At 51.0% G+C, this 26,759-nt stretch carries 24 protein-coding genes; 1 reads left to right on the forward strand and 23 read right to left on the reverse strand.

Going from position 1 to position 26,759, the window contains the following annotated elements:
* Window position 1: 1 nt before the first annotated feature.
* The 17 genes from hslO to rimP all read right to left on the reverse strand — a co-directional run bounded on the left by hslO (window position 2) and on the right by rimP (window position 18,405).
* Window positions 2-889: an Hsp33 family molecular chaperone HslO gene (hslO, locus tag ACTOY7_RS00825; RefSeq protein ID WP_482671386.1), complete on the reverse strand. Its 888-nt coding sequence runs from the start codon at window positions 887-889 to the stop codon at window positions 2-4.
* A complete protein-coding gene (locus ACTOY7_RS00830; RefSeq protein ID WP_160281425.1) occupies window positions 882-1,721 on the reverse strand; it encodes a class I SAM-dependent DNA methyltransferase in 840 nt (279 codons plus the stop codon). The genes hslO and ACTOY7_RS00830 overlap by 8 nt, the downstream gene beginning before the upstream one ends.
* Before the next feature lie 89 nt (window positions 1,722-1,810).
* Window positions 1,811-3,088, reverse strand: coding sequence for a hypothetical protein (locus ACTOY7_RS00835; protein WP_160281424.1), 1,278 nt, complete (start codon window positions 3,086-3,088; stop codon window positions 1,811-1,813).
* 134 nt (window positions 3,089-3,222) lie between these two features.
* A complete protein-coding gene (locus ACTOY7_RS00840) occupies window positions 3,223-4,248 on the reverse strand; it encodes a branched-chain amino acid aminotransferase (RefSeq protein ID WP_160282482.1) in 1,026 nt (341 codons plus the stop codon).
* Between the two features lie 291 nt (window positions 4,249-4,539).
* Complete coding sequence (gene ilvN, locus ACTOY7_RS00845; protein WP_004078804.1) at window positions 4,540-5,049, reverse strand: acetolactate synthase small subunit; 510 nt, start codon at window positions 5,047-5,049, stop codon at window positions 4,540-4,542.
* Window positions 5,050-5,155: 106 nt separating this feature from the next.
* Window positions 5,156-6,874 carry a biosynthetic-type acetolactate synthase large subunit gene (ilvB, locus tag ACTOY7_RS00850; protein WP_160282481.1) on the reverse strand — a complete coding sequence of 573 codons (1,719 nt, stop codon included), beginning with the start codon at window positions 6,872-6,874 and terminating at the stop codon, window positions 5,156-5,158.
* A gap of 114 nt (window positions 6,875-6,988) precedes the next feature.
* Complete coding sequence (gene rpsO, locus ACTOY7_RS00855) at window positions 6,989-7,255, reverse strand: 30S ribosomal protein S15 (RefSeq protein ID WP_004078786.1); 267 nt, start codon at window positions 7,253-7,255, stop codon at window positions 6,989-6,991.
* A 207-nt stretch (window positions 7,256-7,462) separates the two neighbouring features.
* Window positions 7,463-9,118, reverse strand: a complete 1,656-nt coding sequence (locus ACTOY7_RS00860) for a Na/Pi cotransporter family protein (RefSeq protein ID WP_160282480.1) — start codon at window positions 9,116-9,118, stop codon at window positions 7,463-7,465.
* A 51-nt stretch (window positions 9,119-9,169) separates the two neighbouring features.
* Window positions 9,170-10,090: a bifunctional riboflavin kinase/FAD synthetase gene (locus tag ACTOY7_RS00865; protein WP_160282479.1), complete on the reverse strand. Its 921-nt coding sequence runs from the start codon at window positions 10,088-10,090 to the stop codon at window positions 9,170-9,172.
* Between the two features lies 1 nt (window position 10,091).
* Window positions 10,092-11,084 (reverse strand): tRNA pseudouridine(55) synthase TruB, encoded by a 993-nt coding sequence (truB, locus tag ACTOY7_RS00870; protein WP_300885387.1) that lies wholly within the window; start codon window positions 11,082-11,084, stop codon window positions 10,092-10,094.
* A complete protein-coding gene (locus ACTOY7_RS00875; protein WP_160282477.1) occupies window positions 11,084-12,046 on the reverse strand; it encodes a DHH family phosphoesterase in 963 nt (320 codons plus the stop codon). The genes truB and ACTOY7_RS00875 overlap by 1 nt, the downstream gene beginning before the upstream one ends.
* Window positions 12,043-12,417 carry a 30S ribosome-binding factor RbfA gene (gene rbfA, locus ACTOY7_RS00880; RefSeq protein WP_160282476.1) on the reverse strand — a complete coding sequence of 125 codons (375 nt, stop codon included), beginning with the start codon at window positions 12,415-12,417 and terminating at the stop codon, window positions 12,043-12,045. The genes ACTOY7_RS00875 and rbfA overlap by 4 nt, the downstream gene beginning before the upstream one ends.
* A gap of 35 nt (window positions 12,418-12,452) precedes the next feature.
* Entirely contained in the window at window positions 12,453-15,890 is a 3,438-nt protein-coding gene (gene infB, locus ACTOY7_RS00885) for a translation initiation factor IF-2 (protein ID WP_482671385.1), read from the reverse strand.
* Between the two features lie 2 nt (window positions 15,891-15,892).
* Window positions 15,893-16,231: a L7Ae/L30e/S12e/Gadd45 family ribosomal protein gene (locus tag ACTOY7_RS00890; protein ID WP_160282474.1), complete on the reverse strand. Its 339-nt coding sequence runs from the start codon at window positions 16,229-16,231 to the stop codon at window positions 15,893-15,895.
* On the reverse strand, window positions 16,218-16,496 hold the full coding sequence (gene rnpM, locus ACTOY7_RS00895) for an RNase P modulator RnpM (RefSeq protein WP_160282473.1): 279 nt from the start codon (window positions 16,494-16,496) through the stop codon (window positions 16,218-16,220). The genes ACTOY7_RS00890 and rnpM overlap by 14 nt, the downstream gene beginning before the upstream one ends.
* A 39-nt stretch (window positions 16,497-16,535) precedes the next feature.
* Window positions 16,536-17,885, reverse strand: coding sequence for a transcription termination factor NusA (nusA, locus tag ACTOY7_RS00900; RefSeq protein WP_160282472.1), 1,350 nt, complete (start codon window positions 17,883-17,885; stop codon window positions 16,536-16,538).
* Window positions 17,886-17,937: 52 nt separating this feature from the next.
* A complete protein-coding gene (gene rimP, locus ACTOY7_RS00905; RefSeq protein ID WP_004078775.1) occupies window positions 17,938-18,405 on the reverse strand; it encodes a ribosome maturation factor RimP in 468 nt (155 codons plus the stop codon).
* A 371-nt stretch (window positions 18,406-18,776) separates the two neighbouring features.
* On the opposite strand from rimP, the gene ACTOY7_RS00910 reads away from it, so the two are divergent.
* Window positions 18,777-19,571, forward strand: coding sequence for an HAD family hydrolase (locus ACTOY7_RS00910; RefSeq protein ID WP_482672628.1), 795 nt, complete (start codon window positions 18,777-18,779; stop codon window positions 19,569-19,571).
* A 90-nt stretch (window positions 19,572-19,661) separates the two neighbouring features.
* Here ACTOY7_RS00910 and ACTOY7_RS00915 read toward each other — a convergent pair whose 3' ends face one another.
* From ACTOY7_RS00915 to ACTOY7_RS00940, 6 genes are all read right to left on the reverse strand, one after another.
* Window positions 19,662-21,161 carry a hypothetical protein gene (locus tag ACTOY7_RS00915; protein ID WP_482672261.1) on the reverse strand — a complete coding sequence of 500 codons (1,500 nt, stop codon included), beginning with the start codon at window positions 21,159-21,161 and terminating at the stop codon, window positions 19,662-19,664.
* Between the two features lie 161 nt (window positions 21,162-21,322).
* Window positions 21,323-22,576, reverse strand: a complete 1,254-nt coding sequence (locus tag ACTOY7_RS00920) for a M56 family metallopeptidase (RefSeq protein ID WP_482672629.1) — start codon at window positions 22,574-22,576, stop codon at window positions 21,323-21,325.
* A complete protein-coding gene (locus ACTOY7_RS00925) occupies window positions 22,573-22,998 on the reverse strand; it encodes a BlaI/MecI/CopY family transcriptional regulator (RefSeq protein WP_125127425.1) in 426 nt (141 codons plus the stop codon). The genes ACTOY7_RS00920 and ACTOY7_RS00925 overlap by 4 nt, the downstream gene beginning before the upstream one ends.
* A gap of 207 nt (window positions 22,999-23,205) precedes the next feature.
* The gene (locus tag ACTOY7_RS00930; RefSeq protein WP_482672260.1) at window positions 23,206-24,507 is read right to left on the reverse strand and encodes a sensor histidine kinase; all 1,302 of its coding nucleotides are present in this window, start codon (window positions 24,505-24,507) and stop codon (window positions 23,206-23,208) included.
* A gap of 1 nt (window position 24,508) precedes the next feature.
* Window positions 24,509-25,228 (reverse strand): LytR/AlgR family response regulator transcription factor, encoded by a 720-nt coding sequence (locus ACTOY7_RS00935; protein ID WP_482671802.1) that lies wholly within the window; start codon window positions 25,226-25,228, stop codon window positions 24,509-24,511.
* 219 nt (window positions 25,229-25,447) lie between these two features.
* Window positions 25,448-26,758: a sensor histidine kinase gene (locus tag ACTOY7_RS00940; RefSeq protein WP_160282466.1), complete on the reverse strand. Its 1,311-nt coding sequence runs from the start codon at window positions 26,756-26,758 to the stop codon at window positions 25,448-25,450.
* Between the last annotated feature and the right edge of the window lies 1 nt (window position 26,759).

Genomic DNA, 26,759 nt, shown 5'->3' on the forward strand with positions numbered 1-26,759 from the left:
ACTACCCCAGTACAGCATTCTGTTTTTCCAGGATCTGCCCAAGCTTCTCCACCGAAAACGTATACGCCGTATTGCAGAAATGGCATTTCACTTCAATGGGCTTTCCATCCCGGATCATATCCTCAATCTCACTTTTCCCGATGCTGATCAGCGCCTTCTCGATCCGCCTTTCAGAACAGCTGCAGGCAAATCCGGCAGGCATCGTATCCGTGATCTCCACTTCCATGCCGGAAAGCACCCCAGACAGCATTTCCTCCGGCGAATGCCCGCCGTCCAGCATGTCCGTCACCGACCTCATGGCCCCAATGTTCTCCTCCAATTGCCTCAGCACCCGCTCCTCCACAAAGGGCATCACCTGTATGATAAAGCCCCCGGCGCAGCGCACCGTATTCTCCCGGTTCATCAAAACGCCCAGCCCGACCGACGAGGGAACCTGCTCCGAAGCCGCAAAATAATAGGTCAGGTCTTCCGCAATCTCTCCGGTCTGCAGAATCGTCTGCCCGGAATAAGGCTCTTTGAGTCCCATATCCTTGATCACGTTCAAAATCCCCTGGCCCAGTGCGCCGCCCACATCCAGCTTTCCGTTTTTCGGAGGCAGCATCACCTCCGGGTGGTTTACATAGCCCTTCACATGTCCCATGGCATCCGCCGTCACCGTCAGGCCACCGATGGGCCCGTCGCATTTGATCTGCAGCGTCAGTACATCCTCCGGGTTCTTCATCATGCTTCCCATCAGCACGCCGCCGGTTAAAAGCCTCCCAAGAGCCGCCGTCGCCACCGGACTGGTCTGGTGCCTTGACCTGGCTTCCTCCGTCAGTCTGGTAGTCACCGCCGCAAACGCACGGATCTGCGCGTCAGCAGCCGTAGCCCTTACGATATAATCATTCATGCTTGATCCTCCTGTTGCGGATATTCTCTTCCGCTTTCTTTTTTCCTCGCTCCCGCGCAACGACATAGATCCGTTCACTCTGCCTATGTGGTCCGGACTTTGTATCTCCGTCATAAGCGCCGAGGTATTCTATCCCTGCATTCTGCAGTGCGGTTTGAATCTGTTCCAGCGTATAGCCTCTCTGAAGGTGGGTCTCCCGGAACCGCCGAAACAGCTCTTCCCTTGGCCGTACATTTTCATGCTCCGGTACACTGCCGTCCCTTCCCGCCCGAATGAACAAGATCAGTTCATACTCGTTAATCCCTTCCTCTTCATAATAATAATTGTCCCATATAAAGCTGCAGTCCTCCCGGTACTCCGCAATCGTACAGTCCCCCAGAACCTCCCGGTACTTATACTCCGTATTGAAATCAAAGAGAAAGATCCCGCCAGGATCCAGATAATTATTGACCAAGCGGAACACCTGCTCCAGCTCCTTTTCCTCCAAAATATAGTTGATCGAGTCACAGACGCTGACCACCGCCCGAACCGTGCCGTACAGCTCGAACTCCCGCATATCCTGCAGAAGATACAGGATGTCGTGCCCGGATTCCTCCCGCTTTTCCATTGCCGCGTCCAGCATTTCCTCCGAGCAGTCCACACCGATCATGTCATACCCATACCCGGAGAGCAGCTCCGTCATAGTGCCTGTCCCGCAGCCAAGCTCTAAGACCAGGCCGTCCCGGATCCCGTGTTTTTCCAGCACGCCGCGCAGATATTGCGCCCATTCTTCATACGGGACATTGTCCATAAACTGATCATACACCTTTGCAAAACTCGTATATGCCTCCAAAAAGCTCCTCCCTCTGCCTGATACCGCCCCGCTCATTCGGCAGTCCTTTCAAAACCGCCTCACTGCTCTCCCTCCTGCCTTTGTTTCCTCTACAGCCGCTCGCCATACATGGCCCTGATCTCCTGACGGATCCGCTGGCGTTCCCGCCTGGCCTTCTCCAGCTTCCGCTTCCGCTTTCTCCGTATAGCCAAAACCCGGAGATAAAGGACCAGGACAATGTCCAGAGCAAAGAAAATGAGCAGCGCCGTCTTCATGATGTTCTTCATAGAATACGTGGTCTTCATAAGAGACTTGATCCGCTCCCGCAGAGGCGGCTTCTCTTCCTGCTCGTCTTTCTGCGCGTCCCCCTGGGCTGCCGTCTCAGCTCCTTCCGCTGGTTCTGCTTCTTCCGTTTTCCCGGCATCTCCGGCCGCTTCCTCTTTTTCCGGCTTTTTCTCTTCCGCAGGCTTCGCAGGAAAATTATAGGGCACCATCGTTTTATAAACGGAAAATCTCCGGCTTCCGTCTCCGTTATACACATTCACCACCGCGGCAAATACCCCCGGCTCCAGCTCGCAGATCGACTCCGGCTCGTCCACGGTTCCGGCATCCAGCCCAAAGTCTAATTGCGGACAAGATACCAGAGCCCTTCTTGAAATGGAATAGACATTCAGGAAATCTCCGATCCCCAGCCCCAGCGTCAGAGGAAAATTGATGATATAATCCCCGCTGACACACAGGTCCTGAAAATTATTGCCCTTGGAAGAGCCTTCGTATTCTCCCAGGTCCTCTATGATCTGGAACTGACTGTCCAGAATCTTGAAGCTATATCCCCCGTCCACATTGGTCTGGATGACATAGCGGTCCTGTTCCTCATCATAGCCGATCCCCAGGATATCATAGTCATCCGAGATCTTGATCTTTTTCTTGAAAGAAAGCGTATCTGCGTCTATCAGAAAAATGCACCCTCTGTTTTCCGGGTTCAGATGGGTATACAGGGCGACTGCGATCTCCCCGGTGTTCGGATTATATGCCATTCCGTTTCCATGCTCGTAGTTTCGTTCCACTACCCGCTTTGCCAGGGAATACTTGTCCACCGGTTTTCCGTGGACATCCGTGTCATTCCTATAATACGCTTTTATAATGTCCGACTTTTCTGCGCTGTCATCATAATTCTCGATCAGAATGATATAATCCTCTGTCACGCACATCGACTGAATGACGCCTTTTGGCCCTTCGATGTCATCTTCTATGATCTTTTCCCATGTTACTCCCTCAAACGCATCGTCTGATGCAATCTCTGCATGGACCTCCAGCGGCTTCCAGTTCCATATGCACCATAATAACACAACACTAATGAGGCCAGTGGCAAGCACTCCCCATTTCATTGAACATACTCCCTTGATACTTCACATCTTAATTTTCCCATGCTCTATCATAGCATTCTGCCAAATCATTGTAAACAGATTTATAAAAAAGATGCCAACTTTTATAAGCTGGCATCCCATGATTTTCCTGTTCATTATTCGATTACATGGATCCATCCTTTCGGAGCTTCGATCTGTCCCATCTGGATACCGGTCAGTGTCTCGTACAGCTTCCGGGTCGTCCCGCCCATCTTCTCCATGCCGCTCTGGAAGCAGATCTCTTTTCCGTGGTCCACAATCTTTCCCACCGGGGAAATGACTGCCGCAGTCCCGCAGAGCCCGCATTCCGCAAAATCCTTCAGCTCATCCAGGTATACATCCCGCTCTTCTACTTCCAGTCCCAGATAATGCTCCGCCACATACATCAGGGAACGTCTGGTGATCGACGGAAGAATGGTATTCGAGTGAGGCGTCACGATCTTGTTCTCCTTTGTCACAAAAAGGAAGTTGGCCCCTCCGGTCTCCTCCACCTTTGTTCTGGTCGCAGAATCCGGATACAGATTTTCATCAAATCCATTGGCATGCGCGCTCACGATCGCATGGAGGCTCATGGCATAGTTCAAGCCCGCCTTGATATGCCCGGTTCCCCGCGGCGCGGCGCGGTCAAAGTCAGACACACAGATCGTCAGCGGCTTCACGCCGCCCTTGAAATAGGGCCCCACCGGAGTCGTAAATACACGGAACTGATACTCGTCCGCAGGCTTCACGCCGATGACCGGATTGATCCCGAACATATAAGGCCGGATGTACAGGGTTGCCCCGGAGCCGTATGGAGGTACGTATGCGGCGTTTGCCTTGACTGTCTGCGTCACCGCGTCCACAAAGCGGTCCGCATCAAACTGGGGCATCTCCATCCTGGCTGCGGAATCCATCATGCGCTGCCCGTTCAGGTCCGGCCGGAAGGTCACGATCCGTCCGTCCTCTGTCGTATAGGCTTTCAGCCCCTCAAAGATCGTCTGCGCATACTGCAGGACGCCGGCACATTCGTTCATGGTGATATCCGCGTCCTCAATGAGAGCACCCGCGTCCCATGCCCCGTCCCTGTAGTTGGATACATACCGCTTATCGGTCTTCATATAGGCAAAACCCAGATTCTCCCAGTCAATCTTCTTTTTCTCCATCAGTATCTCCTCCATTCCTCTATAATAAAAATCATTATAATACCATCCCGCACAAAATTCAAGAGCGCACTCTGTTTTTTATTACAATTTATTCCCCGATTCATTTCCTCAGGCCGTTTACGATTCACAGCCGCTCAACATACATGCGCAAAACCGCTGCTGCGCAGCTTCCCTTTTGCTTATGTACGTTGAGTGACTGCTTCCAGCCGCATAACAATTCGAATACAGCGTCTTACAAGCAAGCTTGACGACTCTGTACCCGAATTGTTACACGTCTGTGAATCGTAACTTCTATCGCTCCATCATACTGATGGATTCGATTCCTACACTGCCTCCACGGACCACCTCTATATTTTTAAATTCTTCCTTCAGCAGCTTCACCACCGCGTCGTTCTTTGTCGCTGTCTGGACGAACTCCAGAAGGAGACTGTCTTTTCCGTAGTCGATGACCCTGGCCTTAAAGGTATCCGCGATCTGGAACAGCTCTGCCTTGTCGTCCCTGGTACACTTTTTCACTTTTACATAGAGGATCTCCTTCATCCGGACAAATACATCCGTAAAATCGATGACCTTGATCACTTCCACCATCCGGTTGAGCTGCTTTTTGATCTGCTCAAAGGTCTCGTCGTCGCTGACAGTGGCGATGGTCATACGGGATACCGTGGGATCCTCCGTTGTTCCCACCGTCAGGCTGTCCAGGTTATAGGATTTACCGGAAAACAGCCCGGAGATCTTCGACAGCACACCAACCTGATTTTCCACATATAACGAAATCCATCTCTTTTTTATACTATTATCCATCTCTGTTTTCACTCCTCTTTCATACGGAAGGCCTGCCGGGGGGCAGCGCTTCCGCATATTATCATGAAAGCCATTTTGACACTCAGGATCCTCCCGAAACATCCGATCAGCAGTCCAGGATCATTTCCTCCAGGGTTCCGCCCGGCTGGATCATGGGATACACCATCTCCTCGGGATCTATGATAAATTCGATCAAGGTCGGCGTCTTCGTATTCTTCTTTGCCTCTTCGAATGCGGCTTCCACCTCTTCCCGCTGTGTGACACGGATGCCCTTTGCCCCGTAGCTCTCCGCCAGCTTCACAAAGTCCGGCGTGTAGACCGGCTTTTCTTCGCCGCCGGTCCTGCGGGTCAGCGCACCGGCGCGCAGATCCGTCATGCCGTAGCGCTTTCCGTAAAACAGCTTCTGCCACTGCCGTACCATTCCCAGATATGTATTATTGAACACGCAGACGATGACCGGAAGCTCTTCCAGAACCGCGGTGGCAAATTCCTGAATATTCATCTGCATCCCGCCGTCGCCGGAGATCACAATGACCGGCGTATCCGGATTGCCGAGTCTGGCTCCGATGCCTCCCGGAAAGCCATAACCCATGGTCCCCAGTCCACCGGACATGATCAGCTTCTTTTTCGCCGTGATCTCCGTATACTGGGCGGCAAACATCTGATGCTGCCCTACGTCCGTCACCACAATGGCCTCCTCAAACTGGCGGTTGACCGCATCCAGGATATCCACCGGCCCCAGGCTCTTATGCGGCCGCATAGCCAGCGGGTGCTCCTGCTTCCAGCCCTCAATCTCTTTGAGCCACTTTTTGGTATTGCAGCTTTCTACATACTCCTTCATCTTCATAATGGCTTCTTTCGCGTCCGCTACGATGGGCACATCCACGGAAATATTTCTGGAAATCGATGCGGTATCGATATCGATATGGACAATCTTCGCATTGGGCGCAAAGGCATGGAGCTTTCCGGTGATCCGGTCATTGAACCGGGTGCCGATGGAAAACAGCAGATCACACTCGCTCACCGCCATATTGGCCGCATAGGCGCCATGCATTCCCAGATTGCCGATGAACAGCGGGTGATCTGTAGGGATCGCCCCCCGTCCCATGACTGTGGTGATCACCGGCACACCGGTCTTATCCACCACCTCCATGAATACCTCGTTGGCCTCTGCGATATTTACGCCTCCCCCTGCCAGGAACAGGGGCCGCTTTGCTTTATGCAGCATCTTCAGGGCACGCTTGAGCTGTCCGATATGGACATTGGTATTGGGCTTGTAGCCGCGGATATTCACATCCTTGGGATAATCCGCGTTTCCCAGCTCCGCCATCACATCCTTGGGCAGATCGATCAGCACCGGTCCCGGTCGGCCTGTCCGCGCGATATAAAAAGCTTCCTTGATGATCCTGCCCAGATCCGCCCGGTTGCGGACGGTCACACCGTACTTTGTGATGCTTCTTGTGATCCCCACAATGTCCACTTCCTGGAACGCGTCATTTCCGATGAGATGACGCGCCACCTGTCCCGTAAAGCATACCAGAGGCACGCTGTCATAATTGGCCGTTGCCAGTCCTGTCACCAGATTGGTGGCCCCTGGTCCGCTGGTGACCAGACAGACCCCGGTCCTTCCCGTGGTTCTTGCATAAGCGTCCGCCTCATGCACCAGCGCCTGCTCATGCCGGGGAAGGATCACCCGGATATCACTCTGCCTGTATAATTCATCGCTGATATCGATGGTACAGGCTCCCGGATAGCCAAACAGGGTATCCACGCCTTCTTCCTTTAAAGCTTTTACCAACAATTTGTTGCCTGAAATCTGCCTCATCACTTGTCCTCCTTTATAAATGTAAAAAACAGCCCTAAGCCGTTGATCAGCTTAGGGCGAATCTACCAGCTATAAAATTGTATGAGAAATTATTCCACCTGTACGGTTGGATGATTACTTTCTCAATCCAAGCCTTTCGATCAGAGAACGGTATCTCTCAATGTCGATCTTCTTCAGGTATGCCAGCAGGCCTCTTCTCTGTCCTACCATCTTCAAAAGACCTCTTCTGGAATGGTGATCCTTCGGATTCGCCTTAAAATGCTCGGTCAGCTCATTGATCCTTGCTGTCAGGATCGCTACCTGTACCTCCGGTGATCCGGTATCTCCTTCGCTTCTTCCGTATTCTTTGATGATTGCCTGTTTCTTCTCTCCTGAGATCATGTTGTATTCCTCCTTGAAATTCTTAATGAACGCCTGGTATTAGGTAACGGTCGGAGTTGTCCGGTTACTGAACACCGGCTGTCTGATACCCGTATACTATAACATAGAATCCCCTTCACTGTAAAGTGATAATTTTTAACATTTTTCATCCTGCGTTTTCATCGGTCAAGTAGACATACCCCTTGCAGGGTATGTCTACTTGACCTTTTAATCTTCTTCCTCTTCCAGTTCCTCCAGCTCATCCTGGTTTTCCGGCCGCAGGGCAAACGCGATGTTAGTCGCATGATCTCCCACACGCTCCAGCCCCGAGATCACATCCGAGTAGAGTACGCCGGCCTCCGGTGTACACTTTCCTTTCGTGAGCCGCTTGACATGCGCCTTGCGGAGCCGCTTCTCCTTTTCATCCACGGCGTCCTCAAGCCGAAGGATCTCCCGCATATGCTCCAGACTCTGGTTCGAAAACATGTTGAACGCGTAATCCAGCTGTCTGAGAACCATATCCGTCATCTCCTGCATCTGTCTGACAGCCTTCTCGCTGAACGGAATTTCTTTTTCAAAACGGCGCTTTGCCGAATCCGCAAAGTTCTCCGCATGGTCGCCGATCCGCTCGATATCGTTGACCACATGGAACAGGCCGCCGACCATCTTTCCATCGGCCATCGGAATATCCAGGCTGTTGATCTGCACGAGGTAGGCGGTGATCTCCTGGTTCAGATAATCAATATACTGCTCCCGCTCATAGACCTCCTCAATCTTCTCCTGGTCCGGACTGCACAGGGCCTCCATGCTGATTCGCAGGTTTTCCTTTGCCAGCTCTCCCATATGCTGCATCTCATGGATCGCGTCAATCACAGCAGTGGCTGCGGAAATAGACTTGTTGATATATTGCAGCTTATGTGTCGTCTCCTCCTGCGCCGCATCCTCACCCGGTATAATGATATGCGTCAATCTCTCGATCCATCCCATAAATGGAAACAGCAAAACCACCTCAAGCACCTTGATAAGCGTATTCGCATTGGCTACCGCACGCCCCACATCGTTTCCGGATATCCTCATAAAGAGATCGCAGATCGGACCCAGAGCCACCAGCAGCATCACGAACACGATCAAAGAACCGATGATATTGAACAGCAGATGGATCCAGGCCGCGCGCTTCGCGTCTTTATTTCCGTTCAGGCTGACAAGCAGCGCGGAAATACAGCAGCCCATGTTGCAGCCAAGGATCAGGAAAAAGCAGATTTCAAAGGCCAAAAGCCCCTGCGCCGCCATCAGGATGATAATGCCCACTGAGGCGGAGGCGCTCTGCAGAACTGCCGTCACCACAAATCCCAGCAAGATCGCCACCATCGGATTTTTCATGGACTGCAGCAGTTCCACGATCTGTGGGGAATCCTGCAGACCGGTCATTCTCTCTCCCATGGTACTCAGTCCCATAAACAGGATCCCGAATCCCAACAAAACAATCCCGATCTTTTTCACATTCTGGTTTTCAAAAAACATATACATCACCGCACCGATAATCACAAACAGTGGGGCGATCTCCGCCAGATTGAACGCGATCAGCTGACCGGTCACCGTAGTACCGATGTTGGCTCCCAGGATCGGACCCGCAGCCTGGGAAAGCTGCATCAGCCCGGAATTGACAAAGCTGACCACCATCACCGTAGTTGCGTTGGAGGACTGTATAATCCCGGTAAAAATCAGTCCCACGATCATTCCGATAAAGCGGTTCTGCGTAAAAAATTCCAGAATGGAACGCATCCTCGCGCCTGCCACCTGCTCCAGTCCGTCGCTCATGAGCTTCATCCCGAACAGGAACATCCCAAGTCCTCCAAACAACGAAATGATATTTGTAACATTCATTTGTTTATCCCCAACACTTTCTCTGCGAAACGTTTGCTTCTGTAAATAACTTTATGTTTCTTTCACTGTTTCCCTTCCGGCGTGGGAAGAAAAGTATTCCCGTCCGAAACGAATATCCGCGTCCACCCGGGCTTTTAACTCCTCCACAGAGCCGAACCTCTGCTCCGGACGTTCGAAGGCGTGAAATTCCACCGTGACCTCTTTTCCATACGCATCTCCTGCAAAGTCAAATGCATAGGCCTCTGCCAGAACTTTGGCTTCCTCCGCCACGGTAGGCTTCACCCCCAGGTTGCCGATCCCCGGATAGCACGCTTCTTCCACCTGGATCCGGCAGGCGTAGACACCGAACCGGGGCAGGATCTTTTCCGGAGGGGGCGCCACATTCATGGTCGGAAAACCCAGCGTACGTCCCAGCCGCTTCCCGTGCTCCACCCTGCCGGTGATCTGATAAGGATAGCCCAGCAAAGCCTTCGCAAGCTCTGCATTTCCTTCACTTAACGCCTCCCGGACATAGGTGCTGCTGATGACCCGGTCCTGGTAACGCTCCTTCTCCACCACGTCCAGATGATATCCATACGTATCCGCATACCGTGCCAGCATGTCCGCGTCCCCACGCTTCTCATGGCCGAACCGGAAATCCGTCCCCACCACCACATAGGCCGCGCGGAACCTCTCTGCCAGGATCTGCCGGATGAAGTCCTCCGCCTCCATCTCCCGCAGCTCCTTCGTAAACGGGCAGGCGATCATAAGATCCACTTCGGATTCCAGCCGTTCTTTTTTCTCCCGTGCCGTCAAAAGGGAGGCTTTTCCCATATCAAACGCGCAGACGATACTTTCCACATCCTCCGACGCATATTCTTTGACCTTGCTGATCAGCTTCTGATGCCCTCTGTGAAGTCCCTCGAACTTTCCCAGTGTCACCGCCGAACGCTTTTCGCTCTGATAAGAATGAATCTCTGTCATATAACGCATGTCAATCCTCCGCCGCCTCTTGGTCCAGAAACATCTTCTCAACACGGAATACCTGTTTTCCCGCATGATACCGGTAGATCCCGATAAAATGCCGCTCCCGGTCATAGACCCGCACCTGTTCCCCATTACAAAACCGCCCCTGCCTCTCCCGGACGGCCTCCTGAGAAGCCCTGACGCAGTCTGCCTTTTCGGGATCCTCCGGGGTGTCCGGCTTCTGCCCGATCTGGCTTTCGGAAAAAGGATTCCCGTTGTAAGCCAGGTTCTGATATGGTTCCAGGATTCGGACCTCTTTCAGGTGATGAAACACTGCGTCCACCGGCAGGAGCACCCGGGACAGTTCTCCCGCCGCGCAGGCTTCCTCTACTTCCCTCAACTTCATACTGTCTTTTAGTTCAAAGCAGCCTGCCTGTGTCCGGAGGAGCGCTGCCATACACCCCCCGCAGCCCAGTTCCCTGCCGATATCATGGCACAGGGTCCGGATATACGTCCCTTTGGAGCAGCGCACCCGCATCCGGACCCGTGGAAGGGAAACCTCCTGGATCAAAATCTCATGGATCGTCACGCTTCGTTTTTTCCTCTCCACCTCAATCCCCTGGCGGGCCAACTCATAGAGCTTCCTCCCATTCACCTTCAAGGCGGAATACATGGGCGGAAGCTGCGCATATTCTCCTGTAAACCCGGCAATGCAGGCGCAGACCTCTTCCTCTGTCAGATGCCCGGTCTCCCGCTCCTCCAAAATCTGCCCTGTGATATCCTGTGTATCCGTCGTCTTTCCCAGCAAAAGCACGGCCTCATAGGTCTTGCTCTGGTCCGTCAGCATATCACACAGCCGGGTTGCCTTTCCCAAGCAGACAGGAAGCACGCCCTCTGCGTCCGGATCCAGCGTTCCCGTATGCCCGATCTTTTTCTGCTTTACGATCCCCCTGAGCTTTGCCACCACATCATGGGACGTATAGCCTTTTTCTTTGTAAATATTTAAAATTCCATTCCACATCAGCAGGCTCCGTCCAACTGCAGGGCGATCTGATGGCTCACGTTGTTGATCACATCGTGAACCGTCCCTGCCATTGTAAATCCGGCAGCCTTCACATGGCCGCCGCCTCCGAAATATGTAGCAATCTTACTCACATCCACCTGATCTCTGGAGCGAAGGCTAACCTTAAAGAGCTGTGTGTCGATCTCATACAGGAACAGAGCTACCTCCATTCCCTTGGTCTGCTTGAGCTGATTTACAATCCCGTCCATATCCGCGGGAATGGCCTCAAAAAACGCCATGTTCTTTTTCGTGATCCAGGTCACGATGCAACGCTTGTCAAGGATCAGGATACTCTCCAGCAGTGCCAGCCCCAGGATCTGGTTCTGTACATAGGTCTTTTCGTAAAAAGTCTTTTCCACGATCTCGCTGCCGTGGATTCCCTTTCTCAGCAGTCCGGCCGCCGCTTCCAGGGTCTCCGGACTGGTACAGGAATACCTGAACACGCCCGTGTCATGCGCGATTCCCATATAGAGCGCTTCCGCGCAGGCACGGCTGATCTTTTCCTGATCCAGCAGATGGTATACCAGCTCTGAGGTGGAGCTGGCATCTGCCACGATCTCATTATAATCCGCAAAGGACCGGTTGCTGGCATGGTGGTCGATGCAGCAGGTCTGCCGAGCGCTCTCAAACAGAGGCGCGGCAAACCCAAGCCGTTCTTCATCCCCGCAGTCCAGACAGATAAACAGGTCATATACCTGCCCAGGCGTGATGTCGTGACGGGCCGCTTCCGTATCCTGGATAAAACGGTAGGCTTCCGGAATGTATTCCAGATACACATCCGTATCCATTTGCGGATATTGTTCCCTCAGATACAGATACAGTCCCATACAGGAGCCTACACAGTCGCCGTCCGGGCGGATATGCCCGCCCAGGGCCACTGTCTTCTTTCCATCTAAAAGCTCTGATAAACTTATATTCATTCTTCATCCCCATCTTTCAAATCTCTGGTCAGCTCATCAATTTTTCTGCTCATATTCACACCGTACTCGATCGACTGATCCAGTACGAATTGAATCTCCGGAGTATTTCTCATGTTGATCGTCCTTGCCAGTTCACGGCGGATATACCGCTCTGCGCTCCGAAGCCCGTCAAGCGTGTCTTCCTGCGCCTTACGGTCTCCGAATACGCTGATATATGCTTTGCAGGTCTTCAGGTCGGGAGCCACTTCAACAGCTACCACGGAAGTCATGGGCGCGACCCTGGGGTCTTTGATGCCCCCGCGCAGTATGTTACTCAATTCCCGCTGGACCTCTGCATTGACTCTCGTATTTTTAATACTGTTTTTTCTCATAACCGCTCCTTTTATTCCCAATTCCGATTCTATTCTTATTTTCTCTCCACTTCCACCATCTTGTATGCTTCCACGGAGTCACCCTCCTGGATGTCGTTGTAGTTTTCAAATACAAAACCACATTCGTATCCGGCACGGACTTCCTTGACATCATCCTTAAAACGTCTCAGAGATGCCAGCGGGCCATCGAACATCACCACATTGTCACGGGTGAGTCGGACGGAGCAGTTCCGCTCAAAGATACCATCCTGCACATATGCGCCCGCAATGGTTCCCACACCGGATGCCTTGAAGGTCTGGCGGACTTCCGCATGACCCAGTACCTTTTCCTCAAAGATCGGATCCAGCATCCCCTTCATGGCTGCTTCCACATCCTCAATGGCATTGTAGATGACTCTGTACAGACGCAGGTCCACGCCTTCATGGTCCGCAATCTCCTTTGCGGTGGCATCCGGCCTTACGTTAAAGCCGATGATGATGGCGTTGGAAGCAGACGCAAGGGTCACGTCGGATTCGTTGATGGCTCCTACGCCGCCATGGATGATCTTAATCACAACCTCGTCGTTAGACAGCTTCAAGAGACTTTGCTTCAACGCTTCCACAGAGCCCTGCACATCTGCCTTGACTACGATGTTCAGCTCTTTCAGATTGCCCTCCTGAATCTGGGAGAACAGATCATCCAATGACATCTTGGACTTGGTATCCTCCAGCAGCTTCATCTTATTCTGGGAAATAAAGGTCTCCGCGAAGTTACGCGCTTCCTTTTCCGTTGCGCATCCTACGAAGATCTCTCCAGCCTTGGGTACGTCGTTGAGTCCCAGGATCTCTACCGGCTTGGACGGGCCTGCCTCCTTCACGCGTCTTCCCTTATCGTCCATCATTGCCCGGACCTTTCCATGGGCGGAGCCTGCCGCAATGGCATCTCCCACATGAAGGGTTCCCTTCTGTACGAGGACGGTTGCCACAGAGCCCTTGCCCTTATCCAGCTGTGCCTCAATCACAAGACCCCTTGCCTCACGCTTCGGGTTTGCTTTGAGCTCCAGCACCTCCGCTGTCAGGAGGATCATTTCCAGCAGGTCGGAGATTCCCTCTCCTGTGTGTGCGGATACCGGTACAAAAACCGTGCTTCCGCCCCAGTCCTCCGCGATCAGTTCATATTCTGTCAGCTCCTGCTTTACACGCTCGATGTTTGCGCTTGGCTTATCGATCTTATTGATGGCAACGATGATTTCGATCCCCGCCGCCTTGGCATGGTTGATCGCCTCTACGGTCTGGGGCATCACGCCGTCGTCCGCGGCCACAACAAGGATTGCGATATCCGTGGAGTTGGCGCCCCGCATACGCATGGCGGTAAACGCCTCATGTCCCGGAGTATCTAAAAATGTGATCTTCTCACCGTTGGCCTCCACCACATAAGCTCCGATATGCTGCGTGATGCCGCCGGCTTCCCGGTCGATCACGTTGGTATGACGAATGGCATCCAGAAGGGAGGTCTTTCCGTGGTCTACGTGTCCCATGACACAGACCACCGGAGGACGCTTCTCCATGGTGCTCTCGTCCTCTTCATCCTCCTTCAGAAGCTCTTCGATGACGTCCACCACTTCCTCCTTCTCACACAGAACATCAAATTCCATGGCGATCTCTTCCGCCGTATCATAGTCGATCTCCTGATTGACGGTGGCTACCTTTCCCTGCATAAAGAGCTTCTTTACGATAATAGACGGAACGATCTTCATCTTATCCGCAAGCTCTTTGATGGTCAGAAGCTCCGGAAGGATGATCTGCTTGATCTCCTCCACCGACGCAGCCTTCTGCTGCGGCTTTTTCGTCTCTGCTGCCGGTTTCTGCTTCTTGCCCTTCTTGCCCTTGTTTTCAAATTCTGAATCCCGGAGTTCTTTTTTCTTATAGTCTTTCTCTTTGTCTTTTCCTTTATTCCTCTGACTCTTCTGCTGCTCTACCATAGGTGTGGGAATGGAATCCCGGTCTTCCCTGCGCGCTCCCGGTCTTCCAGACGGACGCTGGCCGCCCCGGTCTCCCCGCTGGAAACGGTCTCCCTGGCCGCCTCCCTGGGAGCGTCCGCCGAAGCGGTCTCTCTGGCCCTCTCCCTGGGAACGTCCGCCGAAACGGTCTCTCTGGCCCTCTCCCTGGGAGCGTCCGCCGAAGCGGTCTCCCTGGCCGCCTCCCTGGGAGCGTCCGCCGAAACGGTCTCTCTGACCTTCTCCCTGAGAGCGTCCGCCGAAGCGGTCCCTCTGGCCTTCTCCCTGGGAACGTCCGCCGAAACGGTCCCTCTGGCCCTCTCCCTGGGGACGGGCACCATCCCGTCTTCCGGGACGCGCTCCCTGGCCGTCCCGATTCATGCGGCCGCCATCCTGGGAACGCCCGCCCTGGCTGTTTCCAAAGCGTCCTCCCTCCCGATTGCCCTGGGACTGTACTCCCTGGCCTGCGCCCTGTCTCGGACGCTGATTCTGCATATTGCCGCGTACATTTGTATTCTGGCTGTTTTCCTGTACGTTGCTTTCCTGCGAACGTCTATTTTTCATCTGTTCTTCCCCTGCGTTTCCTTTTACTTCCTGCATTCCTTCCTTTTGTACCTGAACCTCCTGAGAACTCCGGACAGCCTGGTTTTGTACCTGCGGATTCGAAGCGCCTCGGGGCTGCACTGTCTTCGCGCCCTGCTCCTCCGAAACGGGACGGCCAGAAACAGCATCCTGTCTGCGCATGGAAGCCTCCTGTGCCTGCACGTCTTCTGCTCCCTGTGGATTCCCCTGCATTCCCTGGGGACGTGTCTGATGTGATCCCTGGGGACGTACGCCTGCTCCCGGCATGGGGCGTCTCTCCGCCCCCTGGAGGCGTCCCTGGGGCCGGGCTCCTGCTGCCGGCTGTCCCTGGGCGCGCCGTTCTCCCGGCTGCATTCCCTGAGGTCGTCTCTCTGTACCCGGCTGCCCTGACGGCCGCCTCTCTGCCCCCTGGGGCCGTCCCTGAGAGCGCCGATCCGCCCCCGAGCGTCCTCCGGACATCCGTCCCGGATTCTTGGCATTCTGAGGACGGAAGATCTGAACGATCTTTTTCTTTTTCGGCACTGCCGCCTCTTCCTTTGCCGCTTCCTCTGTCTTTTCCGTCTGCATCGGAGGAACCGCGCTGTCAGCCGTCTCCGCTCTTCCCGGCGCTTCCGTCCGCGCAGGCGTTTCTGCTCTTCCCGGTGCTTCCGTCCGCGCAGGTGTCTCTGCTTTCATCAGCGCTTCCGGTTTCTTCGACGCCGCCTCCGTTTTTTCCGCCGGCTTTGCGGCGGTTCCCGGGCCGGACATACCGGCCGGTTTCTTTCCGAATTCCCTGCGGATGTCCGAAATCACGGATTCCTCCAGAGAATTCATATGATTTTTCACCTCTACCTTTTTCTTCGCCAGTATATCCAGTAATGCTCTATTTTCTAATCCCAGCTCCTTTGCCAGCTCATGTACTCTCATTTTTCCCATAGTCAAATACTACCTCCTTTATGCAATTGTCTATCGTTTCCCTTCATCTGTTTTTGAATCCCGTCAGCAAATCCTTCGTCCAATATCGCCAGAGATGCACGGAATTCCTTTCCCATTGCATGCCCTAAGGTATCTTTATCTCCGTAAATATAAATTGGCACTTCATAATATTCGCACATATTGCAAAACTTCTTCCTGGTGTTCTCAGAGGAGTCCCCCGCCAGGATGACCAATGCGGCGCGGCCGGATTTTACTTCCCGTTCTGTCATAAATTCCCCGCTGACCGTTTTTCCGGCTTTGGTAGCCAGGCCGACCAGCAAAAGCACCTTATCCTGTCTCAATCTCTTCCATCTCCTTTTCCAGATGTCCATAAACTTCCGCAGGAACCGCCTGCTTAAAGGAGCGCTCCAGCCCTTTGTTCTTCACTGCCTTCTGAAAGCAGTCCCTGGAATAACAAATATATGCCCCCCGGCCGTTTTTCTTTCCGGTGGTATCCAGAACAAAGCCTTCCTCCTCTGTCCGGAGGACCCTCAGCAGCTCCTTTTTCGGTTTCATCTCTCCGCAGCCGACACATTTGCGCATCGGTATTTTGCGTTTATTTGCCAATCATATCACCTCTCAGACGGATGCAAATTTCTGTCAAGATCATTGCTCCGTTTCTATAAATTCAATCTCCGGAACTTCCTCCTCGTACTCCCTCTCTGTTTCTTCTATATCCATTCCCGCCGGCTCATCGCTTTCATATCCGGCAGAAGCGTCTTCCTCATAACCGCCCTCATATCCATAGTCGTCTGAGTACCCGGCATCATCGCCTTCTCCGTAGCCGTATCCGGGCTCTTCTCCGTAATCCGCGCCGATCCCGTCGTCCTCATATTCGTCATACGGCTCGTATTCTCCTACATAGCCGTCTTCATCCATCATCTCCATCTGATCCATGTAATCCGCCGGCAGTTCACCCGACTCGATGGCCTGCGTCTCGCTCTTGATGTCGATCTTATATCCGGTCAGCCTTGCCGCCAGCCTTGCGTTCTGCCCCTCCTTGCCGATGGCCAGGGAGAGCTGGTAGTCCGGCACGATGACGCTGGCCGCCTTCTCGTCCGGGTCGGCCATAACGGAGATGACCTTGGCCGGGCTTAAGGCGTTCTCAATCAGAAGCGCCGGGTTATCGCTCCAATTGATGATGTCGATCTTTTCCCCCCGCAACTCACTGACTACCGCGTTGACACGGGAACCGTTCAGACCTACGCAGGCACCCACCGGATCTACCTTGTCGTCGTTGGACCAGACCGCCATCTTGGTACGGGAGCCGGCCTCCCGGGCAATGCTCTTGATCTCCACCGTCCCGTCGCTAACCTCTGTCACCTCCGCCTCGAACAGGCGCTTCACCAGCTCCGGATGGGTACGGGACACTAGGATCTTGGGCCCCTTGGGCGTATTCTTCACTTCCACAATATAGAGCTTGATGCGCTCTGTGGGCTGAAATACTTCTCCCTTGACCTGCTCGTTTTCCGTCAGCATGGCGTCCGCCCTGCCCAGGTTGATGCTGATATTCTTTCCGACATATCTCTGGACGATACCGGTCACGATATCCCGCTCTTTTTCAAAATACTGGTCAAAGACCACTTTGCGTTCTTCCTCGCGGATCTTCTGCAGGATCAGGTTCTTGGCATTCTGGGTGGCGATTCTGCCGAAGGACTTGGACTCCACCCGGATCTGCGCCACATCCCCGAGCTGCAGGCTGGAATCAATCTGCTCCGCTTCCTCCAGGCTGATCTCCAGCGCCGGGTCCATCACCTCATCCACCACTTCCTTTTCCGCAAATACAGCGTAGTCGCAGGTTTCCCTGTTCATAATGACCTTGATATTATCAGAGGTCCCAAAATGATTCTTGCACGCACTGATCAGAGAATTTTCAATGGCATCCATCATGGTATCTTTACTGATATTCTTTTCCTGTTCAAGAATTGTCAACGCTTCCAGTAGCTCTGTGTTCATTTTCTTTACTTCCTTTCTATCACAATGTATCGTCCTCTGCCCCAGTCCGTTCTCAGAAATCCAGCGCAAGACGGATCAATGCGATCTCGCTCCTTTGGAATATCTGCTCCGCGTCATCCTCGTAGGCAATGGTCACGGTATTTTTATCAAATGCTTTTAGGGCCCCTTCAAATTCTTTCTGTCCGTCGATAGGCCGGTAGGTGCGGATCTCCACGTCCTCCCCCAGGCTCCTCTGGAAATCCTTCTCTTTCTTTAAGGGCCTCCCCAGCCCCGGAGAGCTCACCTCAAAGATATAGCTGTCCTCTATATAATCTTTTTCATCCAGAATATCCGAGAACCTCCGGCTGACTGCCTCGCAGTCGTCCACCGTGATCCCCCCCGGCTTGTCGATATAAGCCCTCAGATACCAGGTTCCGGCTTCTTTTACATATTCCACATCCACCAGCTCAAATCCGGCTTCCGACACGATCGGCTCCAAAAGCTCTTCTGTCTTGCTCTCATACTCTTCTCGTCTTGACACGCTGTAACTTCCTTTCCTGCAAAATGGTTTTCTCCAACAAAGAAGAGTGAACTTTCGTCCACTCTTCCGCCGGGTTCCTTATGTAACTGTCGTCAAGTATACCACTATTTCCCGGTAAAATCAACCTTTTTCTCAAATAATGCGCATTTCCAATGCTTTCACATGACGTTGTCAGGATTTGTATAGTATACTCTGTCTATGGAAGTAATGAGCAGCAGAAACACATCATAAAGGAGAATCAAAACATGAAAAACTGCTTTACAAGAAGGCAAAAACGCGCCATAATATAGCAAGGCAAAAACGCTGTTTTTGCGCATTTGTGTGAAGTGACTGTGAATAATCACATTGTTCTGAAAGGGATGGTGCAGCATATGATAAAATTAGTGGCAAGTGATCTGGACGGGACTCTGCTTCAGAACGGAGCCCAGGAACTGACTCCCCGCGCCCTGGATCTGGTTCGGAGGCTGACGGAAAAAGGCATTGTGTTCGTCGCTTCCAGCGGACGCCAGTATGATAATGAAGTAAATCTTTTTAATCCTGTGAAGGATCAGATCTCCTATATCGCGGAAAACGGCTCGATCTGCATTCACAAAGGAAACGTAATCTCCCGTACGGTGATCGCCCCGGAGCTGATCCGCAGGATCATCGACGAAGTGAAAAAGGACGGGAGGTTTGAGATCGTAGTGTCCCGGGAAGACGCCTGCTTTATCGAGGACCATGACCCGGACTTTGTAAACCATATTGTCCATGTCATGAAAAATACAACGCAGATCGTGGAGGATGTCCGGGACGTGGAGGGGCCGATCTTAAAGATCGCCATCTGCAATATGAAGGACGGCCCCCACATCATAGACAAATATCTCCACCATCTGAAGGCAAAGTTCAGCTCGGAGATCAAAGTGGTGACCTCCGGAAATATCTGGATTGATTTTATTGCTCCCGGAACCAACAAGGGAACCGCCCTGTTGAAGCTCCTGGATGTGCTGCAGATCCGGCCCGAGGAATGTATGGCGTTCGGCGACCAGTACAACGATGTGGAGATGCTGCAGACCGTGGGAACCAGCTATGCCATGTCCAACTCCGCGCCGGGTATCTCTTACTATTCCACCTATGTGACGGACTCCGTGGAGGATGTGCTCGAAGACCTGCTCGCGGCTCAGGAATAAGCGAAAAAGGAACTGCTCCAAAGCAGGACATATCCTCTGCTTGGAGCAGTTAAAGCGTAAGAAGGGGGCTGTCGTGAAATCCACTTTTTCCTAATATGTTCCATTCCAAATCGCCTGAAACCCTGCCTTGGAATTTCTCTCTTTCTCATGCACATAAGAACTTGCGTAGCTCGGCTCCTGTCTTGCAACATAGCCTGCAAAAGTCTCCTCCCATGGCCGCATAATCTCCTGAAATCTTTCCACTGCCGCATCATAAGTACTTTGATCATTCGGATCAATCTTAGAAAATGCCTCTGTAATCTCGGAAATCATCTTCGTATTGGAAGCAACCGGCTGCGTTCTGGTTCCGCCGATATAATACCCTTCCCACATGGGATTTTGTTTATCCGCCGCTGCCAGATCTAAAAGGAGCTTTGAAGTTTCCAGCTTCCTGTCTATCTTCTTTTCTACCGCTTCACTTAAAACTTTTACCTGATCTTCCGTCAGGCCCAGACCTGATTTATGTACATAGGCCCTCGCAATCCCTATGTTGGCATAAGTATTATAGGTGCCCGCACCTCCGGCATCTAAAAAATTGTCGATGTACTCTCCCGTCTTCTGCATATTCATCAATTCTTTCCACGTCACTTCTATTCCGCCTGCGAAAAGTTTTGTTTTCAGATTGTCAGGAGTATTGGCGATTCCCTTCGAAATATTCTCCTTCATCTCGTTCACGAGGGCGTTCAGTCCCCCTACCGTACTCCGATCCGTGTGCAGAGTGGTTCGAATTTTACTCCCAAATGCAGCAGAATATGCCGTGAATTCATCTTCACTGATCTGCCCCTTTGCATATTGTTCAAACACTCCGAAATACTGTTCCGTATTTCTCAAATAATGTCTATCTTCTGTATGCACCACCTTAATGCCGCCTGGTTGGTATGTGTTTGCCAATGAAACAGCATCTTCACTTTGCACATGTGTAATTTCCCAACCGTCTAATCTTTTTCCTTCTGACAGCTTCACCCCCGTCAGCGCTCCCTTGCTTCCCTCATTTTGTAATGGTTGAATGGATTGCCACTCTGCCTTTTCCACAGTCTCCCCTATCATTTCTCCGATGTCTGAGAGCAGTTCATTGGATTTCTGCTCTAAATCAGCAAGCTGACCTTCCTTCCCCGTAATCATTTCCTTACTTGTCTCTTCAGATGGATCATGCAGCTGATCCAGTTCAATCTCCGATTTCAAAACACGCGCTTCCCCATCGACCCTTGCCTTGACGGAACCGGCCATCTCTGCTTTCTGCAAGCCTAAGGATAAATCCATTACATTTGCAAGCCTTTCATTTTCAAGCTCCTGTTCTGTCTTCGGTTCGTCTTTCTTTTTCTTCTCAGCCTGCTTCTCCATTTCCTTGGTCATAGCTTTGGAAATCTGATCCTCTATATCTTTAAGCTGTTTTTCATAGACCTCTAACTGGGATTGAATGGACTCCATCGACTTTCCCTCTTTTTTAGCAGAACTGATCAGAGAATCCTTCTGTTCCATGATATTCATTTTCTGTTTCATAAGCGTCTCAATGAGACTTTCCCTCTTTCCCTGGGGTGAGATAAAAGCCATATCCTTACGTCCTTTCTCTGCCGAAGCATCCCCAACCTTCCCAGTTTTCTGTACAGCACTTTGATTCATACGGTATACGTTAAAAATTTGGTTTTGTACTATGGGGTTCAAATTCAGTTTCATAATCATAGTCTCCTTCCTTGAATGACCAACTTATGACATCATGGCATCTGTTTCACAAGTGCGATCCAAAAATTATTTTCGCTGTTACTATAAGGTATCTGTAAAATTTCTTCTTTTCCACGGTAATCCACTTCCACGCAGTTTCCTCCTGAACCCATTTTCGGAATTTTAGAATATCCACCAAATCCAAGCCAGAACTGTTTTCCCTCTACTCCATATTTCTCCAGAAGCCGGTCCATGGCCACCCTATGAATCAAAACACGTGAATCATCCCATGATAATGCATGGGCATATTCCTCACTGTCCAGAATGACGATGGGGTCTTTGTTATTCTCTTTCACTACGATATAATTCTCTTCCACATAACGCGGATAAGAGCTATGTATGACCAGAAAGAACACCCCGGCAAGCATCATGATGCCAGCGACGCCCCATGCCACTACTGCCGGCTTTGAATACGGCCGAAAGGCGGAAACCTTTAAAATCCGCTGCCGCAGCTCTCCATAATCTCCTTCTCCCGCAAAAGTCGCAGCTGCCCCTCCTCCCTCTGCGCCAGATTTTCCGTTTCCTAAAATCTGAATACTTTTTAAAAGTAACATACCATAATCATACGCATTCTTCCCGCTTTTCTGAATGGTGATATGATCACAGATCTCCTCAAAATCCTGCTGAAAATATTTCCTGCATATACCAAAAAATACATTCGGCCACAACAGGATCTGCAGCAGATCCCATAACAGATAGTACCACAAATGCCCCAGCCGGATGTGGTTATTTTCATGCATCAAGATGACTTCCAGTTCTTCTTTTTCCATCTCCTTTTGCATTACCTCCGGCACCACAATATTCGGGCAAAACAAACCTGCCGTAAATGGAGTTGCCGCCAGTTTATTGATCCTCACTTCCTGCCCGCAAATTTGAACACGCTCCATTTGTTTCACAAATTTGACAAGCCTTTTCCTGCCTGAAAACAAAAAAACCGCGCAAACTATCATCCCAAACAGATATCCATATCTAACCCACCAGCAATTCATACATGGTATATTCCAACAATCCAGCAGACGTCGAAAAAGGTCTTCCTCATAAATGATTTTAAGCTTACCCAGAAATGGGGTAAGCAATAATAATCCCCATGACATCCCTTTTAAAAATATATTTTTTTTGAATAAAATCTCTCTTAGAAGAAAAATCAGCGGAAACAGAAAAAAAGAAATCAGGGCACATTGACCGAGCAACACGCCAAAATATGCAGTCGTGAAATCCAATGTCTTTAACATCAGGCTGTCTGTCATTTGCCTTGGCCTTCCTTCTCCCTGCCTGTTTCTGAAAACCTGCAGGCTTCTAAAATACTCTTCAGTTCCTCTGCCTGTTCTTCTGTCAATGTGACATTTTTCAACAATGCTGCGGCAGCATTCGCATGACTTCCTGAAAAATAACTGTCTGCAAATCTGTTACTCTTCTCTTTCAGGCATTCATCTCTGGATTTTAACGGGGTGTAAATATAAACCCTTGCATCATTTTCATCTACCACATAATCCAAAAGCCGTTTCTGGCATAATCGGTTCATCAAGACCCGTACCATTCTAGGCGTCATATCTGTATTACCTGCAAGTCTGCGTATAATCTCTGAAGACGTCAGGGGAACGCCGCTATCCCAAAATGCTTCCATGATCTGCCATTCGCTCTCGCTGGGCGTTGTTTCTCTCTTTGACATATAATTTCACCTCCCTAGGAACGAATTTGACACAATTGCCGATAAGCCGTCAACTGCCTCTTTTATTGTACCGCTGTATTTATCCCGATATTATATATATCGGTTAACACATGTTGTTAGTTAACACTTGTTATTAATTTTCCAAAAGAATTTCTCCTTAAACCGGCTTCTATTATAAATACATTTTTTCCAAAGGAAATAGCTTCCTTATTCCCAGTTTCTTTGGTACGTTCCTTTTCCTGTTGAAATGTTCAGCAGCACATTCAAAAAAAACCGCTGTCCCACTTTTTCTGTCAGCATCGCGCCATCATATTTTTCCGCCACCGATTTGATATTGGAAAGCCCGATTCCCGCTGGAGGCAGCGGTTCATCTAAACAGGTGTTTTCAAATGCCAGCATATAGAAATCGCCCTGCCGCTCTCCGCTAATACGAATTGACTTTACTCCCTCGGTCAACCGGCACGCATTGATTGCATTATCCAAAGCGTTTGCAAAAATCACGCACAGATCAAAATCTTCTATCCCACAGGGCCTTGGCAGTAACAGAGAAATCTCTGCTGTAATTTCCTTTGCCAGTCCCAATTTTTCACTCAACAAAATATCCACTACCGGATTGCCGGTTTGGTATGGAAAAGACAGGGAAGTTGAAACCGTTTTCATCTTGTTCAGATATGCTTTGCTTTCATCCAGTTCTCCATGATTTAACAGCCCATTAAGTACAGACAAGTGATTTGCAATATCATGGCGAAATGCCTTCGTTTGTTCGTAACGCATTTGAGCCTCGGCAATATAGTTTTTTTGCGCTTGGGTTGCCTGCTCCAAAGATCGTAACGCCGCCTGCGTTTGAAAGCTGTGACAGATGTGTCGGTAGGCATACAGTGTGCAAAGCAACGCGGCCAGCCCCAGGATTTGCATGACGAATAACGCACTGTGTTTTCCGATCTCCCCTAACGAAATGTAGGAGGGTAAGACGGTATATGAAGTTTGCAGAATATACAGTTCAGCAACAAAGAAAAACAATCCGGGAAATAGCAGCAAACCGACATACGGCATTTGAGGATCTTCTGTCAGAGATAGAAATTTCAATACCGCACCGCAGCAACAGGCGCAGACTGCAAAGACGGACAGCGTTGCTAAAAGAAGTAACGGATACAGCAGTTTTTTCCCGACCATACGGGAGAATAGTATTGCCTCTACCGAGTTGACGATACCGAAAGAAAGCTGAGAAATATAAACTGCCAAAATTGCAGCAGCCCAGGATACAAATCGCCGGTTTTGCAAAGCCAGACGGCTCACGCTGTATAGTAGAAGCAGCTCCGAACCGACGGGCAGCACATCGTGAAAGTCGAATGTAGTGAAAAACCATTGTATGGTACAGAGCAGAAAAAAGTAGATCACAAAGTGCCATATTTTCTGTTTCTTCCCAGTCAGACGGCTGACAAACGCAATGTGCACTGCACTTAGCCCAAGCAGGCAAAGACCGTCAAGGCATAGGCTGAAATAATCCATATCAAAAATCCCTCTCTTTCATATAACGCAAAAGAGCCTGCGTTAAATCTCGCTCACGCAATCTGGAAACAGGGATTTTATCGCCCTGTGACAGCATGACCTGTCCGGCATTGCATCCGCGGACATACTCAAGATTGACGAGATAACTTCTGTGACACCTGAAAAACCGCCTGTCAAGGCGCTGTTCCATATCTTCCAGCTTCTCATAGTAGTCAACGATTTTTCCGTCATTTTTGTGGATATAAATTTTTCGGCCTTGTACTTCGCAGTATAAAATCTGTTCCAACAAAATGACCTCGCAGGAAGTTCCTCGCTGTATAACAATGCTTTTGGCCTCTTTCGACTGTAAAGATATGATTACCCTGTCCATGGTCCTCTTGAAATGACCGCTATCCAATGGTTTGATTAAATAATCGAACGCCTCCACTTCAAAGGCATCAAAAACGTACTCTTTCAAAACGGTCACAAAAATCAATAGACTATGATTTTTCCTTTGGCGGAGCATTTTAGCGGTTTCCATCCCGTTTAGATATTCCATTTGAATATCGAGGAAAATCACATCAAAATCACAGCCGTTTTCCAAAAGAGACCGACCGTTTGAAAAGCTGTTGACACAGTACGAAGTGAGCCCCTTTTCTTGCATATATTGTGAAAGTTGATTTGTAATCTCCTGTGCCATAACCGGCTCATCATCACAAATTGCGAATTTTATCATTTTCATCACCACGTTTCTTAACAGAATAACAGATATGGGATAAAAGAACAATCCCATTGTATCGAAATGGTCCTGATTTGTAATGAAATGGTTACAGTTCACACGGCGTGCACTTGCTGCACGGCATCCGGCCAATTCAGTGATGGGGCGGGCATACAGCCCCTCGCCTGCAGGCGACTTTTCAATGGGCTGGATGCCGTTACTGTGAACACCCGGCCAGGGTGTTCACAGTAACCCCTGCTCAGACGTGCGCCGCAGCGGCATACAGGCCGCAAGTACAAACCGATCCCCCTGCGCCTTTGCCTCCAGCGACCCGCCGTATCTGGCCGCAATCTCCCGCATACCGGGGATTCCGAACCCGTGCCTGCCGCTGTCCGGCTTTGTGGTTTTCAGCCGGCCATCAATCTCCCCGCCAAATCCGTTTACCACCTTGAGCATGAACATCCCCTTATCGCACCGGCACCGCAGGGAAATCTTTTGATCCTCTGCCGAAACGGCGGCGCGTATGGCATTGTCCAGGGCATTTCCGATCAGGGAGCACAGGTCGATGTCCGCAATGGAAATCCTCTCTTCCAGCAAAATCCGAAAATCGTAATCCAGCCCTTTTTGCAGGATCAGATCCACTTTGGAACAGAGGAGCGCATTGACCGCCTCATTTTCACAGAAGCGCGCCTTCTGCCCCGGCTGCACTTCCCCCAGCAGGCCGTCCAGATACGCGGCCGCCTCCCCCGGCTTGCCCCCTGCAAGCAATTCCCGGATGGTAAACAGATGATTCTTCATATCATGACGGATATGCCGGATTCGGGTTTCCTCCTGCCTAAGGCTCTCGTAATAATCTTCCCGCAGCTCCAAAAGATGCACAGTCCTCTCCATCTGCTCATAATCCGCAAGCGCGGAAACCGCAGCCAGGATGGTGAAGGATGTCAGAAACACAGAAGGCAGAATGACCAGCCCCATCGCCCGAACCTGGACATACGCAAGATCGCCGAAGCGTTCGCTCATACCCAGGGTGACCAGCGCGGCCAAAGTCCCCAGCGGCATCAGCGAAAACCAGAAAAGAATCTTCCAGAGCCGCTTCGGCAGATACACCCATTTTTCCGGCAGTTTCCTTTTCAGATAAAAAAAGATCAGGATATAAGAGACGCACCTGTATCCGTCAAAAGCCCTTCTGGAGAAGCCCGTGTATGGCCCGACACCTTCCAGGTAGGTGCCGAAAAAGGCGCTGAGGGACATTTCCAGACAGAAGAACGTAAACACCGTACAGAGACGCCCATATCTGTTTCCCTGCGTACAGAGCATAACCGTCCCGATAAAGGGAGGGGCGGTCAGGAGCAGATTTTCATCTCCCAGCCAGATGGGCATGAAGCTGCTGATGCCAAACGCGGCGAACAGGACCAGTTTGCAGATCCAGTTCTGCCGCGGCTGTATATAATGGACAAATAACCGGTAAATGCAGAATCCGCCGAGCAGGATACAGACCATACTATAAAGCCACTCCAACATCCCCCGGGGTTCTATGATATAAACAGATTCCATG

Source organism: Schaedlerella sp. (assembly GCF_056796775.1).

Coding starts and splice junctions, on each gene's coding strand:
- hslO (WP_482671386.1), bottom strand. CDS start 889: ATGAATGATTATATCGTAAGGGCTACGGCTGCTGACGCGCAGATCCGT.
- ACTOY7_RS00835 (WP_160281424.1), bottom strand. CDS start 3,088: ATGAAATGGGGAGTGCTTGCCACTGGCCTCATTAGTGTTGTGTTATTA.
- ACTOY7_RS00840 (WP_160282482.1), bottom strand. CDS start 4,248: ATGGAGAAAAAGAAGATTGACTGGGAGAATCTGGGTTTTGCCTATATG.
- ilvN (WP_004078804.1), bottom strand. CDS start 5,049: ATGGATAATAGTATAAAAAAGAGATGGATTTCGTTATATGTGGAAAAT.
- ilvB (WP_160282481.1), bottom strand. CDS start 6,874: ATGAGGCAGATTTCAGGCAACAAATTGTTGGTAAAAGCTTTAAAGGAA.
- rpsO (WP_004078786.1), bottom strand. CDS start 7,255: ATGATCTCAGGAGAGAAGAAACAGGCAATCATCAAAGAATACGGAAGA.
- ACTOY7_RS00860 (WP_160282480.1), bottom strand. CDS start 9,118: ATGAATGTTACAAATATCATTTCGTTGTTTGGAGGACTTGGGATGTTC.
- ACTOY7_RS00865 (WP_160282479.1), bottom strand. CDS start 10,090: ATGCGTTATATGACAGAGATTCATTCTTATCAGAGCGAAAAGCGTTCG.
- truB (WP_300885387.1), bottom strand. CDS start 11,084: ATGTGGAATGGAATTTTAAATATTTACAAAGAAAAAGGCTATACGTCC.
- ACTOY7_RS00875 (WP_160282477.1), bottom strand. CDS start 12,046: ATGAATATAAGTTTATCAGAGCTTTTAGATGGAAAGAAGACAGTGGCC.
- rbfA (WP_160282476.1), bottom strand. CDS start 12,417: ATGAGAAAAAACAGTATTAAAAATACGAGAGTCAATGCAGAGGTCCAG.
- infB (WP_482671385.1), bottom strand. CDS start 15,890: ATGGGAAAAATGAGAGTACATGAGCTGGCAAAGGAGCTGGGATTAGAA.
- nusA (WP_160282472.1), bottom strand. CDS start 17,885: ATGAACACAGAGCTACTGGAAGCGTTGACAATTCTTGAACAGGAAAAG.
- ACTOY7_RS00910 (WP_482672628.1), top strand. CDS start 18,777: ATGATAAAATTAGTGGCAAGTGATCTGGACGGGACTCTGCTTCAGAAC.
- ACTOY7_RS00915 (WP_482672261.1), bottom strand. CDS start 21,161: ATGGCTTTTATCTCACCCCAGGGAAAGAGGGAAAGTCTCATTGAGACG.
- ACTOY7_RS00920 (WP_482672629.1), bottom strand. CDS start 22,576: ATGACAGACAGCCTGATGTTAAAGACATTGGATTTCACGACTGCATAT.
- ACTOY7_RS00925 (WP_125127425.1), bottom strand. CDS start 22,998: ATGTCAAAGAGAGAAACAACGCCCAGCGAGAGCGAATGGCAGATCATG.
- ACTOY7_RS00930 (WP_482672260.1), bottom strand. CDS start 24,507: ATGGATTATTTCAGCCTATGCCTTGACGGTCTTTGCCTGCTTGGGCTA.
- ACTOY7_RS00935 (WP_482671802.1), bottom strand. CDS start 25,228: ATGAAAATGATAAAATTCGCAATTTGTGATGATGAGCCGGTTATGGCA.
- ACTOY7_RS00940 (WP_160282466.1), bottom strand. CDS start 26,758: ATGGAATCTGTTTATATCATAGAACCCCGGGGGATGTTGGAGTGGCTT.